We start from the raw sequence: 15,186 nt of genomic DNA on the forward strand, positions 1-15,186 counted from the left end.
TTATTTACTCCCCAGAGAGGCTAGCCAGTTGCGCCAGCCGCCAAATTCGGTAATTTCCAGCGCCTGCGACAGCACCGCCGGTTCACAGATAAAGCCTTTGACGATGCGTCCGTCGGCCAGCGTCAGCGAGCCAATGCCGAGCGGGGCCGGGATTTCCGCCACGAACTCGCCAAAGCGCGCCAGCGGGATATCCCACAGTTCCACGGTGATCGCCGCACCGCTCTCGCCACGCAGCAGGCCCGGCTTCTTAATCGGGCCATCGAGCAGGGCGAACAGACGGTAATGGCTGGCGGTTTGCGTCTCCTCGACCAGCACCGCCTGGCGCGTGGTGAGCTGGAAGTTGAGCGGCATGCCGGTGAGATGCGCACCCACCACCGCCACGCGGACGTGATCGGTTGAAATCGGCAGCGCGTATGATTGTGCGGGCGCTGCTTTGCCAGTGGCACCGAGCGGCAGCGCCATCTGCTGCTGCCAGCGCAGGCCAAAACCAGCCAGTGCGCGATCGTGCCACGCAGGTGCAATCAGCGTGATGCCGGCGGGCAATCCATCGGCGCGGAACGGCGCAGGCAGCGCCAGCGCGCTGAGATCGGCCAGGTTGGTGAAATTGGTGTAGGTGCCGAACTGCGAGTTGTAGTGCACCGGCTCCTGCTGCATTTCGTCCAGCGTATGGATGGTTGGCGAGGTGGGCACCAACAGCGCATCGAACTGCGCCAGCGTTTGCTGAATCTGGCGCGTCAGTTCGGCGCGTAGGTATTCCGCCTGATAGGCTTCCACCGCCGTGTATTTCAGGCCGCTGCTGACGATGCCGTACACCACCGGATCCATCTCTTCCGGGCGATGGATCATCTCGCCCACCGCCACGGTGCGCTCGGCAACCCACGGACCGTAATAGAGCTGCTCGGCGAGTTGATGGAACAGAGAAAAATCGATTGGATGCAGTGTGGCGCCGCCGGCCTGCAATTGCTCCAGCGCCGCCAGCCAGGCCGCTTCGGCTTGCTTGTCGCCGAAGAATTCAGGCGTGGCGGGAATGGCGAAATCGGGCTGCGCTTTGAAGCTGGCTGGCGCGGTGTGCGGATTGCTGCGCGAATAGGCATCGCCCGCGTCATAGCCGCCCGCTGCGGTAGCCACCGCGAAGGCATCTTCGACCGTTAACGCGAACACGGAAATGGTGTCATTGAGGCGGCAAGCCGGCACCACGCCGCTGGCAGAGAACCAACCTTTGGTCGGCTTGAGGCCAACGATGTTGTTGAAACCGGCGGGCACGCGGCCCGAACCGGCGGTGTCGGTGCCGAGCGAGAAGCCCACCAGACCGCGCGCCAGCACCGACGCAGAACCGGAGCTGGAGCCGCCGCTGACGTAATCAGGATTGAAGGTGTTGCTCACGGCACCAAACGGCGAACGCGTGCCGACTAAGCCGGTGGCGTATTGGTCGAGGTTGGTTTTGCCAATCACCACCGCGCCTGCTGCTTTGAGCTGCGCGACAACAAAGGCATCGGCGGCGGCGGCGTAGGTGAAAGCCGGGCAGGCGGCGCTGGTCGGCCAGCCAGCGACGTCAATGTTATCTTTTACCGCAAACGGCACGCCAAACAGCGGTAGCGCCGCCGGGTTGCGCTGATAGCTCGCCAGCAGCGGTTCAATCTGTGCCTGCAGCTGCGCGGGCGTGGCGAGATAGAGCCAGGCGTTATCCTGCGCGTCGATAGCGTCGAGATGGGCCGCCAGCAAGGTGGTAATTTGTTGTGGATCCTGTTGGTAACTGCGTTGCCAATCCTGGAGCGTAAAGCCAAAGGTCGATGCCATGAGTGAATTCCAACTGGTATACAAGATGGAATTCAACAGAGCAAAGCGCGTGCCATTTTTGTAAGCCGATGAAACCGCGTAGTTAATTGATGTGTAATACGTTTTTCTGATGATAAATTGCACAATGGCGGCGCAAACGCTGCGCAATGGCGGTGCGCGAGCGTAAATTTTGTGAAGAACATGGCAAGAGACGGTTGGCCTGGTTAGCATGAAGGAAGTCTGGCATGAGCTGGATCGCAGCACTGAGAGGAGAGCGTAATGGAGAAGTGGCGTTACTGGATGCTAGGGATCTGTCTGGTCAGCACGGCCAGCAGCGTATGGGCCGATTCGCTGGATCAGCAGCGACAGCGCTATGCGCAAATCAAGCAAGCCTGGGATAACCAACAGATGGACCAGGTGACGCAGCTGATGCCGACGCTGCAGGATTATCCGCTCTACCCGTATCTGCAATATCGCCTGCTGGCGCAGGATCTCGATCAAGAGACGCCGCTGGCGGTGAAGAACTTTATTCAACAATATCCCACGCTGCCACCGGCGCGCTCGCTCTCAACGCGCTTTGTGAATGTGCTGGCGAACCGTCAGGATTGGCAGGGCGTGCTCAGCTTTAGTCCGGATGAACCGAAACCGGTGCAGGCGCGCTGTAACTGGTATTACGCCAAGTGGGCGACCGGCCAGCAGCAGGCGGCGTTTGCCGGTGCGAAAGAGATTTGGCTGCGCGGCACTGCGTTACCGAATGACTGCGACAAGCTGTTCTCGGTGTGGCAAGCCAGCGGGCAACTCTCGCCGATCACCATTCTCGAGCGCATTCGTCTGGCGATGAAAGCCGGTAACGACAGCCTGGTGAATTATCTGGCGAAAATGCTGCCGGCGGATTATCAAACCACCGCCAGCGGGCTGATTGCGCTGCAGCAGAATCCGCAAACCGTTACTACTTTTGCCAGCAGCATGGGGCCAACCGATTTCACCCGCATGGCGACCAGCTACGCTTTCGCCCGCGTGGCGCGTGAGGATATGGATAACGCGCGCATGATGATCCCGCAGCTGGTGCAGGCGCAGAAGATGAGCCAGGCCGATGAGCAGGATCTGAAAGAGACCGTGGTGTGGCGCATGATGGGCGCGGATCTCACCAGCGAGCAGGCGCGCTGGCGTGATGCGGTGGTGATGAACAGCGAATCTACCGCGCTGGTGGAGCGTCGCGTACGTTTGGCGCTGAGCCAGAACGATCGTCGTGGTCTCAATACCTGGATTGCGCGTTTGCCGGTGGAAGCCAAAGAGAAAGATGAGTGGCAATACTGGCAGGCGGATTTGCTGATTTCGCAGGGCCGTAAAGAGGAAGCCAACGATATTCTGCGTAAGCTGATGCAGGCGCGCGGCTTCTATCCGATGGTTGCGGCGCAGCGTTTGGGCGTGGAGTATCCGTTGCAGGTCGATAAGGCACCGGCCGCCGACAGCAGCGTGACGCAAGGGGCGGAAATGGCGCGCGTGCGCGAGCTGATGTATTGGGGGCTGGATAACCTGGCGCGCAGTGAATGGGCCAATCTGATCTCCAGTAAAACCCGTTCGCAGCAGCAGATGCTGGCGCGTTACGCCAACGAGCAGGATTGGTGGGATCTCAGCGTGCAGGCCACCATCACCGCGAAAATGTGGGATAGCCTGAAAGAGCGCTTCCCGCTGGCGTGGCAAAACATCTATCAGCAATACACCAGCGATAAAGGCATTCCGCAAAGTTACGCGATGGCGATTTCGCGTCAGGAGAGCGCGTGGAACCCGAAAGCGCGTTCACCGGTGGGCGCCAGCGGATTGATGCAGGTGATGCCCGCCACGGCGACGCATACCGTGAAGATGTATAACATTCCCGGCTATGTGAACAGCAGCCAGTTGCTGGATCCGCAGACCAATATTCAGATCGGTACGCAGTATCTGGAGTATGTCTATCAGCAGTTTGGTCAGAACCGCATCTTCTCTTCGGCCGCCTATAATGCCGGTCCGGGACGCGTGCGCAGCTGGCAGAAAACCAGCGGCGGTAATCTGGATGCGGTGGCGTTTATCGAAACCATCCCGTTCTCAGAAACGCGTGGCTACGTGAAAAACGTGCTGGCCTACGATGCCTATTACCGCTACTTCATGGGCAAGCCGGACAAGATTCTCGCCGACAGTGAGTGGAATCGCCAGTATTGACTGTGCTATGCTTCCGTACTCGTTAATGAGTACGGAAGCCCTTCATGAGCCAACCCCTTTCTTCCCAGCCGGAATCGGCTCAGCCTGTTGAAGATAACTGGCTGCGATTTATCGAACTGATGCAAAATGCCTTTGCCGATGGCGTGGCGCTGCCGTTATTACAACTGATGATGACGCCGGATGAACGTGAATCCTACGGGACGCGTTTGCGCATTATTGAAGAGCTGATGAACGGCGATATGAGCCAGCGTGAACTGAAGAATGAGTTGGGCGTTGGCATCGCCACCATTACGCGCGGGTCTAATAGTCTGAAAGAGGCGCCGCCAGAGCTAAAACGCTGGCTGGAAGCGCGTCTTGGCCGCGGTTAACGCTGGCTGTAGAGCGGATGGGTGAACGGACACAGCGCCAGAATCAACGCCTGATGGTAGACGCTGGAGCGGCTAAGCAGGCCGTGGGTAAGGGCACCAATCGCGCCACCTTTGTGTTTGATATTCTCCACGCCGGTTAAGCGTGCCATCTCATCACCCAGTTCATGCCCGGCAGCCAAGCCTGCCACGACAATCGGCGGCAGCGTAAAGCTGGCCGAACGTGATTCTCCGCGCTGCTGCGCGTTTTCAACCACCATCCACGCAAAGGCGCAATCGCCTTCAGTGCCCGCTTCGATCGCCACCCAGTAATCGGCCCGTGGACGCGTTTGACGCGCGTTCTCAACCCGCTGACGTGCGCCAGTTCGCGTTTCAACATCACTAAGTGGCTGGGCTGCGACGCCGCTCTCGACCTCAACCCCTTCGATGTGGCAGGATCCTTCGCCGAAAACGTCGTTGAACGCCTGAGCAATCGCGCGAATTTTTGCCGGGTTGATGGTGGCTGCGACAACATGGTACATAATTGTTTGAACCCTCGAGGCAAATTTGTCGCAGTATAACGGAAATTAAGCATGCTACAGGTCTATCTTGTTCGTCACGGTGAAACGGTATGGAATGCGGCTCGGCGCATTCAGGGGCAGTCTGACAGCCCGTTAACGGAAAAAGGTGAGCAGCAGGCTCAGCAAGTGGGCGAGCGAGTGAAATCGCTGGGCATTACCCATGTGATTGCCAGCGATTTGGGACGGACGCGGCGTACGGCAGAGATTATCGCCGATGCGTGTGGCTGCACCGTGACGCTTGATGCGCGTCTGCGCGAGCTCAATATGGGCTGCCTGGAACAACGTCCACTTGATGGCTTAACCGAAGAAGAGGAACACTGGCGGAAAACGCTGGTGGATGGCACCACTGCTGGACGTATTCCGGGTGGCGAATCGATGGCGGAGATGGCGACGCGTATGCACGAAGCGCTGAATGCACTGCTGGAGTTGCCTGCCGGCAGCCGTCCGCTGATTGTCAGCCACGGGATGGCGCTGGGCGTGTTGGTCAGTACCATTCTCGGTTTGCCTGCGCATGCGGAACGTCGTTTGCGTTTGCGGAATTGCTCGATCTCGCGCGTGGATCATCAGCAGAGCGCGTGGCTGGCGGCCGGTTGGGTGGTTGAGACGGCGGGCGATGTGTCGCATCTGGATGCGCCAGCGTTAGACGAGCTTCAACGCTAAGCCAAAATAAAAATGCCGTCGCGATGACGGCATTTTTTTATTAGTTATTCTGTTGGCGAATCGGAATCAGGTATTCGCAGCGGATTTCCGTTGGCGGCTCGCTACGCTTTTTACCCCCGTGCGTGTAGAAACGCTCGATGTCCTGTCCCTGACGACGCACTAATCCCAGCGTTGGCATACAAGTGCCGTACAGCAGCAGGATAAATTCACCCAGCGCGCTGCGCGCTCCGTTGTAGGTGAACTGCACGTAATCACCGGCTTCCACAATCACGCTCTGATTCGACTGCATGCTTTTTGCCAGCTGATCGGCAGGCACCGCAGTGGTGTAAAGAATCTCCTGCTCATCATCTTTTTCATGGCTGGCACGCACCTGATGTAAGCCGTACAGCACCGGCGGCACCGTGTCGGTTTCCAGCAGGAACTGCTTCCAGAAATGCAGGCGCATCTCATCGCGATAGCTGGAAATCTGCTCCAGCGTACAGGAGTAACTCTGCGTCTGGCCGACCAGCACCGTTTCTGGCAGCGTGACAAACTGCGCTTCTGGCATGCTGTTATCGTCGAGACGAATTGGCGGGCGAATGCCAAACGAGTTCCACTCCGATGAGCGACGATACCAGGCAGGCGTTTGGTTGAATTGCTTTTTAAACGCACGGGTAAAGGTCTGCTGCGAATCGAAGCGATATTGTAACGCGATGTCGAGGATGGGGCGGCTGGTCAGGCGAAGCGCCACCGCGGCTTTCGACAGCCGACGCGCGCGAATGTACGCACCAATCGCGTGGCTGGTTACTTCCTTGAACATCCGCTGTAGATGCCACTTGGAGTAGCCTGCTTTCTGCGCAACGTTATCTAATGAAAGCGGTTGATCCAGATGGCTCTCCAGCCAGACAAGCAAATCGCGAATGATACCGGCTTGGTCCATAAAACATCCTCATAACTCTCTGGTGGCGCAACTATGAAGTCGTCGAATAATAGCACGAAATGCACAAAAGCGTGGGGGCGGTTTGCTAATCGAGTGTGCTAAGTCAAAGCGGGTTAAAACCCTTTTAGATTTGGTTCTCTGTTCGATTGACAGTACATTACATTCTCATCTATTCGATTGGCAATGGTAACTCAATGACAATAGCTCGTATTCTTATAATCACGTTGGCAACATATGTATTCAGTGCTGGCGTTCAGGCCGAAGAGATCGGCTCAGTTGACACGGTATTCAAGATATTTGGCCCCGATCATAAGATCGTGGTAGAAGCCTTCGATGACCCCGACGTAAAAAATGTAACCTGTTATATCAGCCGGGCAAAAACCGGCGGTATTAAAGGGGGATTAGGTTTGGCGGAAGACACGTCCGACGCGGCCATCTCCTGTCAACAGGTGGGACCGGTAGAGCTTAGCGAGAAAATCGCACAAGGCAAGGCGCAAGGTGAAGTGGTGTTCAAAAAACGCACATCATTGGTGTTTAAGAAGCTGCAGGTGGTGCGCTTCTTTGACCAGAAACGTCATGCGCTGGTGTACCTGAGCTATTCCGACAAGGTGGTGGATGGATCGCCGAAGAATGCGCTGAGCGCCGTGCCAATTATGCCGTGGCATTAATACAGGCATAAAAAAACGCCCTGACGGGCGTTTTTTCTTTCAATTTTTAATCCTGCAGTTCGCCGCAGAAGCGGTAACCTTCGCCGTGAATGGTGGCGATGATTTCAGGCGTGTCTGGCGTGGATTCGAAATGCTTACGAATGCGGCGGATGGTGACATCCACGGTACGGTCATGCGGCTTCAGCTCGCGGCCGGTCATCTTCTTCAGCAAGTCACCACGCGTCTGGATTTTGCCTGGGTTCTCACAGAAGTGCAGCATGGCGCGGAATTCACTGCGCGGCAGCTTGTACTGGTCGCCGTTCGGACTGATCAGTGAGCGGCTGTTGATATCCAGCTCCCAACCGTTGAAGCGATAGCTTTCAACGGTACGGCGTTCTTCACTTGGCATCGCCAGATTCATGGTGCGCGACAGCAAATTGCGTGCACGAATCGTCAACTCACGCGGGTTGAACGGTTTGGTGATGTAATCATCGGCACCGATTTCCAGACCGAGGATTTTATCCACTTCATTATCACGGCCGGTAAGGAACATCAGCGCGACGTTTGCTTGCTCACGCAATTCGCGCGCCAATAGCAAACCGTTTTTACCTGGCAGGTTGATATCCATAATCACCAGATTGACGTCATTGTCCGTCAAAACCTGATGCATCTCGGCGCCGTCGGTGGCTTCATAGACCACGTAACCTTCTGCCTCAAAGATACTTTTGAGGGTGTTACGCGTGACCAGTTCGTCTTCAACGATAAGAATGTGCGGGGTCTGCATGTTTCGCTACCTAAAATTTGCCAACAAATCGAAAACAGGGCGTACGTCGGTTACGCTAATGTGCTGCAACCGGTATACGAAATAATCTTCGGAATACACCATCCATCTACGTCAACTTCAGTGTTAGCTCAGCCAGTCAGGATGGATATTTGCACGCCCCGAGGATCTCGGACAGGCGCTCATCCTAACCGTATTAACAGCAACCTAACAGCACCAACAACAACCGATAAGCATAAAAACAACGCTTCGTTGACTTATATCAAATGCAAGTGTAGCACGTTAACACTTTTATGAAAAACTTCTCCAGGATTGCTAGTTTAGCTCACAAAATGCAGCATTTTTGCTACATTTCGTCCTTATAAAACCAAAACTAAAACACGCAGGAAATTATATTTCAATGATATGAAAGAAAAGGGTTTTATATTCAATAGGTCCGATAATTTTGCTTATGCCCGCTAATTTCCACTACAGCTGGATTTATCCCTCTTTTAACATCGTTAACATCTTATTTTCTCCTCTAGCCGCAGTTGGTATTTTCTCTCCTGCATGCCAACATAATGCGAGTTGTTAACAGTTCGATGGAAAAATCATGCATTTCCCCTTAATCCTTGTCTCTCCCGCTCGTCCGGAAAATATCGGTGCGGCTGCTCGCGCTATGAAAACCATGGGATTTAGCGAGCTGCGCATTGTCGCCAGCGATGCCTGGCAAGATCCCGCAGCACGTCGAGTGGCGCACGGCGCCGGTGAGATCCTCGATAATGTCAAAACCTACGCCACGCTGAGCGAGGCGCTAAAGGATGTCGATTTTTCCGTGGCGACCACCGCACGTAGCCGCGCGAAATTCCGCTATTACGCTACGCCCACTCAGGTAGAAAACATCCTGCAGGAGAAGCGCCAATGGCTGAGCCGCATCGCGCTGGTGTTTGGCCGTGAAGACAGCGGCTTAACTAATGAAGAGCTGGAGCAGGTCGATCTATTAACCGGTATTCCGATGGCCAATGATTATCCGTCGCTGAATCTCGGTCAGGCGGTGATGGTGTATTGCTATCAGCTGTCGGCGCTCAATCAGATTGCGGCTGAGACCGCAGAAGTGGCGAATGAGCAGCAGTTGCAGGCATTGCGCCAGCGCTTTCATCAGTTGCTGGTCAAGCTGGATGTGAGTGATGACGTCAAAATGGCGGACTGGATCGATCAGCGCATCGGCCTGCTGGAACAGCGTGACAGCGCCATGCTGCATCGTTTGTTACACGACGTAGAAAAAAAACTTATAGATAATTGCTCGGATAAATCCTGAGATGCTAGTGACTGATGCGGCAATCCGCCGCATCTCCTGAACGATCGCGATAATTTTTGCCTCAGCAAGCGCAGCACTGCGCAACGCCAGGGACGGCGCGGCTAAGACAAATTCGTTGACTTAACGTGCGCTTTGCTTTACTTCTGGAAGGCAGACGGACAAGACAAAGACAGACAGAAAAAAATCTAAATGCGTAAACTCAGCCTGAACACCACAATTATTATTACCACCACCATTACCACAGGTAACGGTGCGGGCTGACGCATACAGGAAAAACAAAGAAAAAAGCCCGCACCTAAACAGTGCGGGCTTTTTTTTCGGCAAAAATTCAGGAGAGCTTCAAATATGCGAGTGCTGAAATTCGGCGGAACCTCAGTAGCCAATGCGGAACGTTTTCTCCGTGTGGCGGATATTCTGGAAAGCAATGCACAACAGGGACAGGTTGCGACCGTACTCTCTGCACCAGCAAAAATTACCAATCATCTGGTGGCGATGATTGAGAAAACCATCAGCGGCCTGGACACGTTGCCGAATATCAGCGATGCCGAACGTATTTTTGCCGATCTGTTGCAAGGCTTGCGTGATGCGCAGCCGGGCTTTGATTATGACGGACTGAAAACCCGCGTTGAACTGGAATTTGCACAGCTGAAACAAGTGCTGCACGGCATCAGCCTGCTGGGCCAATGCCCGGACGCTGTGAATGCCGCCATCATCTGCCGTGGCGAAAAGCTGTCGATTGCTATTATGGAAGCGCTGCTGCAGGCGCGCGGCCACAAAGTTACCGTTATCGATCCGGTGGAGAAGTTGCTGGCGATTGGTCATTACCTTGAATCCACCGTTGATATCGCCGAATCCACGCGTCGCATCGCCGCCAGCCAGATCCCTGCCGATCACTTTATCCTGATGGCCGGTTTCACCGCCGGTAATGAGAAGGGCGAACTGGTGGTGCTGGGCCGCAACGGTTCTGACTACTCCGCTGCCGTGTTGGCTGCGTGTTTGCGCGCTGATTGCTGTGAAATCTGGACCGATGTTGACGGCGTTTATACCTGCGACCCGCGCCAGGTACCTGATGCGCGCTTACTAAAATCGATGTCGTATCAGGAAGCAATGGAGCTCTCCTACTTCGGCGCCAAAGTCTTGCATCCGCGTACCATCGCGCCCATCGCCCAGTTCCAGATTCCTTGCCTGATCAAAAACACCGCTAACCCGCAAGCGCCGGGCACCTTAATTGGTGGCGAAGGCGAGCTGGATGAGAATCCGGTGAAAGGCATTACTAACCTGAATAACATGGCGATGTTCAACGTGTCAGGTCCGGGCATGAAAGGCATGGTCGGCATGGCGGCGCGCGTTTTCGCCGCAATGTCACGCACCGGCATCTCCGTGGTGCTGATCACCCAATCCTCTTCGGAATACAGCATCAGCTTCTGCGTACCGCAAAGCGAGCAGGCGCGTGCGCGTCGCGTGCTGGAGGAGGAGTTCTATCTGGAGTTGAAAGATGGCTTACTCGATCCGCTGGACGTGCTGGAACAGCTGGCGGTGATCTCGGTGGTCGGTGATGGCATGCGCACGCTGCGCGGCATCTCGGCTAAATTCTTCTCGGCGCTGGCGCGAGCCAACATCAATATCGTGGCGATTGCGCAGGGCTCGTCTGAGCGTTCCATCTCGGTGGTAGTGAGCAACGATGAAGTCACCACCGGCGTGCGTGTGGTGCATCAGATGCTGTTCGCTACCGATCAGGTCATTGAAGTGTTCGTGGTCGGCGTTGGCGGTGTGGGCGCAGCGTTGCTGGATCAGCTGCATCGCCAGCAGACGTGGCTGAAACAGAAGCACATCGATCTGCGCGTGTGCGGCATCGCTAACTCGCGGGCGCTGTTGACCAACGTACACGGTATCGATCTCAGCAACTGGAAGGCAGAACTGAACGAAGCCAAAGAGCCGTTCAATCTCGGTCGCTTGATGCGTTTGGTGAAAGAGTATCATCTGCTAAACCCGGTGATCGTCGATTGTACCTCCAGCCAGGCGGTTGCCGATCAGTATGCCGATTTCCTCGCCGAAGGTTTCCATGTCGTCACGCCGAACAAAAAGGCCAACACGTCGTCGAGGAATTATTACCAGCAGATGCGTGCAGCGGCAGCAAAATCGCGCCGTAAGTTCCTGTACGACACCAACGTTGGTGCCGGTTTGCCGGTGATCGAAAACCTGCAAAACCTGATGAATGCCGGGGATGAACTGATCAAGTTCTCCGGTATTCTCTCTGGCTCGCTCTCTTTTATCTTCGGCAAGCTTGATGAGGGCGTTTCGCTGTCGGAAGCGACCAAAATGGCGCGTGAGATGGGCTTTACCGAGCCGGATCCACGTGACGATCTTTCTGGCACCGATGTGGCGCGTAAGCTGCTGATTCTGGCGCGTGAAGCGGGGCATCAGCTGGAGCTTAGCGATATCGATATCGAACCGCTGCTGCCCGCCAGCCTGACGGAGATCGCCGACGTTGAGCAGTTTATGCAACGTCTGCCGGAGCTGGATAACGCCTTTGCCGCGCGCGTTGCCAAAGCGCGTGACGAAGGTAAAGTATTACGCTTCGTCGGCGCGATTGAAGAGGGTGGCGTCTGCAAAGTGAAGATTGACGCGGTGGACGGCAACGATCCGCTGTACAAAGTGAAGAACGGTGAGAATGCGCTGGCATTCTACAGCCGCTACTATCAGCCAATCCCGCTGGTTCTGCGTGGATATGGTGCAGGGAATGATGTCACAGCAGCGGGCGTGTTTGCTGACCTGCTGCGTACGCTGTCGTGGAAGTTGGGAGTTTGATGATGGTAAAAATTTATGCACCGGCCTCGATAGGTAACGTCAGCGTCGGCTTTGATGTGCTTGGCGCGGCGGTTTCGCCGGTGGATGGCACCTTGCTGGGTGACTGCGTTTCCGTGGAAGCCGCCGACAGCTTTAGCCTGGTGAACTCCGGGCGTTTTGTCAGCAAACTGCCGACCAATCCGCAGGAGAACATCGTTTATCAGTGCTGGGAGCGTTTTTGCCAGGCGATTGGTAAACAAGTTCCGGTGGCGATGACGCTGGAAAAGAATATGCCGATTGGTTCCGGACTCGGCTCAAGTGCTTGTTCGGTGGTTGCCGGTTTGATGGCGATGAACGAATTCTGCGGCAAACCGCTCAACGACACCGAACTGCTGGCGCTGATGGGCGAGCTGGAAGGGCGTATTTCCGGCAGCGTACACTTTGATAACGTTGCGCCGTGCTTCCTTGGCGGCGTGCAGCTGATGATTGAAGAGAACGGCATCATCAGTCAGGACGTGCCGTGCTTTGACGAATGGCTGTGGGTGATGGCGTATCCGGGGATTAAAGTCTCCACCGCCGAAGCGCGTGCCATTCTGCCGGCACAGTACCGCAAAGAGGATGCCATTAAGCATGGCCGCCTGCTGGCAGGCTTTATTCACGCTTGTCATACGCGTCAGCCTGGGCTGGCGGCTAAACTTATGCAGGATGTTATCGCCGAGCCGTATCGCACCAAACTGCTGCCAGGCTTCGCCGATGCGCGTAAAGCAGCGCAGGATGTTGGCGCGCTGGCGTGCGGCATTTCGGGCTCCGGCCCGACACTTTTCGCCGTTTGCAACGAGATGGCAACGGCACAGCGGATGGCGGACTGGCTGAGCCAGCACTATCTGCAGAATGAAGAAGGTTTCGTCCACATCTGCCGTCTTGATACGGCTGGCGCACGTAAATTGGGATAACGCATGAAACTCTACAACCTTAAGGATCACAACGAGCAGGTTAGTTTTGCTCAGGCCGTTAAACAGGGCCTCGGCTCGCAGCAAGGGCTGTTTTTCCCGCTCGAACTGCCGGAATTCGAACTGACCGATATCGATGCCATGCTGGAGATGGATTTCGTCAGCCGCAGCAGCAAAATTCTCTCTGCCTACATTGGCGATGAAATTGCGGCGCATCAGCTGGCCGAGCGCGTGAAAAACGCCTTTGCTTTCCCGGCGCCTGTGGCGAAGGTCAGCGATGATGTGGCTTGCCTCGAGCTGTTCCACGGTCCAACGCTGGCGTTCAAAGACTTCGGCGGCCGCTTTATGGCGCAGATGCTTTCCTATGTGAGCGGTGCGGATGAGCAGATCACCATTCTGACCGCCACTTCCGGCGATACCGGCGCCGCCGTGGCGCATGCCTTCTACGGCATGGAAAACGTGCGCGTGGTGATTCTCTATCCGCAGGGCAAAATCAGCCCGCTGCAGGAGAAACTGTTCTGTACGCTGGGCGGCAACATCGAAACCATCGCGGTTGAAGGCGATTTCGATGCGTGTCAGGCGTTGGTGAAGCAGGCGTTTGATGATGAAGAGCTGAAAAAGGCGATTGGCCTGAACTCGGCGAACTCTATCAACATTAGCCGTCTGCTGGCGCAGATTTGCTACTACTTCGAAGCGGTGGCGCAGCTGCCACAAGAGAAGCGCAATCAGCTGGTGGTGTCGGTACCGAGCGGAAACTTCGGTGACTTAACGGCTGGCCTGCTGGCTAAATCATTGGGTCTGCCGATTAAGCGCTTTATCGCTGCGACCAATGCTAACGATACCGTGCCACGCTTCCTCGGCAACGGCGCATGGCAGCCAAACGCCACGGTAGCAACGCTGTCGAACGCCATGGATGTCAGCCAGCCGAACAACTGGCCGCGCGTGGAAGAGCTGTTCCGCCGCAAAACCTGGCGTTTGACCGATCTGGCGTACGGCGCGGTAACCGATGAAACCACCAAATCCACCATGCGCGAGCTGGCAGAGATTGGCTATATCTCTGAACCGCATGCGGCGATTGCTTACCGTTTGCTGCGCGACAACCTGCAGGAGGGCGAATATGGCCTGTTCCTCGGGACTGCGCATCCGGCGAAGTTCAAAGAGAGCGTGGATGAGATTCTGGGTCAGGATCTGCCGCTGCCAAAAGAGCTGGCCGAGCGCGCCGATTTGCCACTGCTGTCGCACAACCTGAAAGGCGATTTCGCGGAGCTGCGGGCGTTTTTGCTGAAGTAAGTGCTGACTGGGGTAAGTGCTCGCTGTCCCCCATCCCGGCCTTCCCCCGCTAGCGGGGGAAGGAGACGCTGCCACATGCAGCCTCCAAACTCACATATTGCAGCATCTTCCTCCCCCATTTATGGGGGAGGACCGAGGAGGGGGGCAGCGAGCACAATCCATTGCAGCGCTTGCTGAACTATTTCTGCTCGCGACGCTTAAACACCAGTTCGTTCTCGCTGCTTTCTGCACCGTCCAGAAAATATCCATCCACATCGAACTTCTTCAGCTGCGCAGGGTTGGTCAGGCGGTTCTGAATCACATAGCGGCTCATCAAACCGCGCGCTTTCTTGGCGTAAAAGCTGATGACTTTAAATTTGCCATTCTTCTCATCGAGGAACACCGGCTTGATCAACTCGGCGTTGAGTTTCTTCGGCTTGATGGCTTTGAAATACTCATCGGATGCCAGATTGATCAGCACGTCATCGCCTTGCTCAGCAATCGCCTCGTTTAACTTCTCAGTCAGCAAATCGCCCCAAAAGCTGTAGAGATCTTTCCCGGCCGGATTCGCCAGCTTGATGCCCATCTCCAGGCGATAAGGCTGCATCAAATCGAGTGGGCGCAGCAGGCCGTAAAGACCCGACAACATGCGCAGGTGCTGCTGGGCAAAGTCAAAATCGTCGTCGCTAAAAGTTTCGGCCTGCAAACCGGTATACACATCGCCTTTGAACGCCAGGATCGCCTGACGCGCATTCTCCAGCGAGAAGGGCGGCTGCCATTGGTTAAAACGATCGGCATTCAGGTGCGCCAGCTTGTCGCTAATGCCCATCAGTGAGCTGATTTGTGCCGGTGAAAGATCGCGCGCAACGTCAATTAATTGGTGTGATTTTTCTAACAGCGCCGGTTGGGTAAAGCGTTGTGTCGCCAGCGGGCTTTCATAGTCCAGTGTCTTCGCTGGTGAGATAACCATCAGCAT

At 55.8% G+C, this 15,186-nt stretch carries 13 protein-coding genes and 1 other annotated feature; of the genes, 8 read left to right on the top strand and 5 right to left on the bottom strand.

The features are described 5' to 3' along the window. Entirely contained in the window at positions 1 to 1,797 is a 1,797-nt protein-coding gene (gene atzF / locus PO881_RS03070) for an allophanate hydrolase (RefSeq protein WP_280172439.1), read from the bottom strand. Positions 1,798 to 2,055: 258 nt separating this feature from the next. On the opposite strand from atzF, the gene sltY reads away from it, so the two are divergent. Beyond that, complete coding sequence (sltY, locus tag PO881_RS03075) at positions 2,056 to 3,975, top strand: murein transglycosylase (RefSeq protein ID WP_277976760.1); 1,920 nt, start codon at positions 2,056 to 2,058, stop codon at positions 3,973 to 3,975. A gap of 44 nt (positions 3,976 to 4,019) precedes the next feature. After that, positions 4,020 to 4,343 (top strand): trp operon repressor, encoded by a 324-nt coding sequence (trpR, locus tag PO881_RS03080; RefSeq protein WP_101762165.1) that lies wholly within the window; start codon positions 4,020 to 4,022, stop codon positions 4,341 to 4,343. Here the strand turns inward: trpR and yjjX are convergent. Beyond that, positions 4,340 to 4,861 (bottom strand): inosine/xanthosine triphosphatase, encoded by a 522-nt coding sequence (gene yjjX, locus PO881_RS03085; RefSeq protein WP_280172440.1) that lies wholly within the window; start codon positions 4,859 to 4,861, stop codon positions 4,340 to 4,342. The two genes, trpR and yjjX, sit on opposite strands and share 4 nt — an antisense overlap. Before the next feature lie 51 nt (positions 4,862 to 4,912). On the opposite strand from yjjX, the gene gpmB reads away from it, so the two are divergent. After that, positions 4,913 to 5,560 (top strand): 2,3-diphosphoglycerate-dependent phosphoglycerate mutase GpmB, encoded by a 648-nt coding sequence (gene gpmB, locus PO881_RS03090; RefSeq protein WP_101762163.1) that lies wholly within the window; start codon positions 4,913 to 4,915, stop codon positions 5,558 to 5,560. 40 nt (positions 5,561 to 5,600) lie between these two features. Here the strand turns inward: gpmB and robA are convergent, their stop codons facing one another. After that, positions 5,601 to 6,479, bottom strand: coding sequence for an MDR efflux pump AcrAB transcriptional activator RobA (gene robA, locus PO881_RS03095; protein ID WP_101762162.1), 879 nt, complete (start codon positions 6,477 to 6,479; stop codon positions 5,601 to 5,603). A 194-nt stretch (positions 6,480 to 6,673) separates the two neighbouring features. On the opposite strand from robA, the gene creA reads away from it, so the two are divergent. Further along, entirely contained in the window at positions 6,674 to 7,147 is a 474-nt protein-coding gene (gene creA / locus PO881_RS03100) for a protein CreA (RefSeq protein ID WP_101762161.1), read from the top strand. Between the two features lie 46 nt (positions 7,148 to 7,193). Here creA and arcA read toward each other — a convergent pair whose 3' ends face one another. Beyond that, positions 7,194 to 7,910, bottom strand: coding sequence for a two-component system response regulator ArcA (arcA, locus tag PO881_RS03105; RefSeq protein WP_137385127.1), 717 nt, complete (start codon positions 7,908 to 7,910; stop codon positions 7,194 to 7,196). A 589-nt stretch (positions 7,911 to 8,499) separates the two neighbouring features. On the opposite strand from arcA, the gene PO881_RS03110 reads away from it, so the two are divergent. From PO881_RS03110 to thrC, 4 genes are all read left to right on the top strand, one after another. Further along, complete coding sequence (locus PO881_RS03110) at positions 8,500 to 9,204, top strand: tRNA/rRNA methyltransferase (protein ID WP_222211526.1); 705 nt, start codon at positions 8,500 to 8,502, stop codon at positions 9,202 to 9,204. 196 nt (positions 9,205 to 9,400) lie between these two features. Further along, positions 9,401 to 9,523, top strand: a sequence feature (Thr leader region). Between the two features lie 26 nt (positions 9,524 to 9,549). Beyond that, the gene (thrA, locus tag PO881_RS03115) at positions 9,550 to 12,012 is read left to right on the top strand and encodes a bifunctional aspartate kinase/homoserine dehydrogenase I (protein ID WP_280172441.1); all 2,463 of its coding nucleotides are present in this window, start codon (positions 9,550 to 9,552) and stop codon (positions 12,010 to 12,012) included. A 2-nt stretch (positions 12,013 to 12,014) separates the two neighbouring features. Further along, positions 12,015 to 12,944 (top strand): homoserine kinase, encoded by a 930-nt coding sequence (thrB, locus tag PO881_RS03120; protein ID WP_110867585.1) that lies wholly within the window; start codon positions 12,015 to 12,017, stop codon positions 12,942 to 12,944. Between the two features lie 3 nt (positions 12,945 to 12,947). Beyond that, positions 12,948 to 14,231, top strand: coding sequence for a threonine synthase (gene thrC, locus PO881_RS03125; RefSeq protein WP_008108676.1), 1,284 nt, complete (start codon positions 12,948 to 12,950; stop codon positions 14,229 to 14,231). Positions 14,232 to 14,409: 178 nt separating this feature from the next. Here the strand turns inward: thrC and yaaA are convergent, their stop codons facing one another. Beyond that, complete coding sequence (gene yaaA / locus PO881_RS03130; RefSeq protein WP_110867502.1) at positions 14,410 to 15,186, bottom strand: peroxide stress protein YaaA; 777 nt, start codon at positions 15,184 to 15,186, stop codon at positions 14,410 to 14,412.

This window comes from Pantoea sp. SS70 (assembly GCF_029866845.1).
Classification (GTDB): Bacteria; Pseudomonadota; Gammaproteobacteria; order Enterobacterales; family Enterobacteriaceae; genus Pantoea; species Pantoea leporis.

Coding starts and splice junctions, on each gene's coding strand:
- trpR (WP_101762165.1), top strand. CDS start 4,020: ATGAGCCAACCCCTTTCTTCCCAGCCGGAATCGGCTCAGCCTGTTGAA.
- gpmB (WP_101762163.1), top strand. CDS start 4,913: ATGCTACAGGTCTATCTTGTTCGTCACGGTGAAACGGTATGGAATGCG.
- atzF (WP_280172439.1), bottom strand. CDS start 1,797: ATGGCATCGACCTTTGGCTTTACGCTCCAGGATTGGCAACGCAGTTAC.
- thrC (WP_008108676.1), top strand. CDS start 12,948: ATGAAACTCTACAACCTTAAGGATCACAACGAGCAGGTTAGTTTTGCT.
- robA (WP_101762162.1), bottom strand. CDS start 6,479: ATGGACCAAGCCGGTATCATTCGCGATTTGCTTGTCTGGCTGGAGAGC.
- thrB (WP_110867585.1), top strand. CDS start 12,015: ATGGTAAAAATTTATGCACCGGCCTCGATAGGTAACGTCAGCGTCGGC.
- yjjX (WP_280172440.1), bottom strand. CDS start 4,861: ATGTACCATGTTGTCGCAGCCACCATCAACCCGGCAAAAATTCGCGCG.
- thrA (WP_280172441.1), top strand. CDS start 9,550: ATGCGAGTGCTGAAATTCGGCGGAACCTCAGTAGCCAATGCGGAACGT.
- arcA (WP_137385127.1), bottom strand. CDS start 7,910: ATGCAGACCCCGCACATTCTTATCGTTGAAGACGAACTGGTCACGCGT.
- yaaA (WP_110867502.1), bottom strand. CDS start 15,186: ATGCTGATGGTTATCTCACCAGCGAAGACACTGGACTATGAAAGCCCG.
- PO881_RS03110 (WP_222211526.1), top strand. CDS start 8,500: ATGCATTTCCCCTTAATCCTTGTCTCTCCCGCTCGTCCGGAAAATATC.
- sltY (WP_277976760.1), top strand. CDS start 2,056: ATGGAGAAGTGGCGTTACTGGATGCTAGGGATCTGTCTGGTCAGCACG.
- creA (WP_101762161.1), top strand. CDS start 6,674: ATGACAATAGCTCGTATTCTTATAATCACGTTGGCAACATATGTATTC.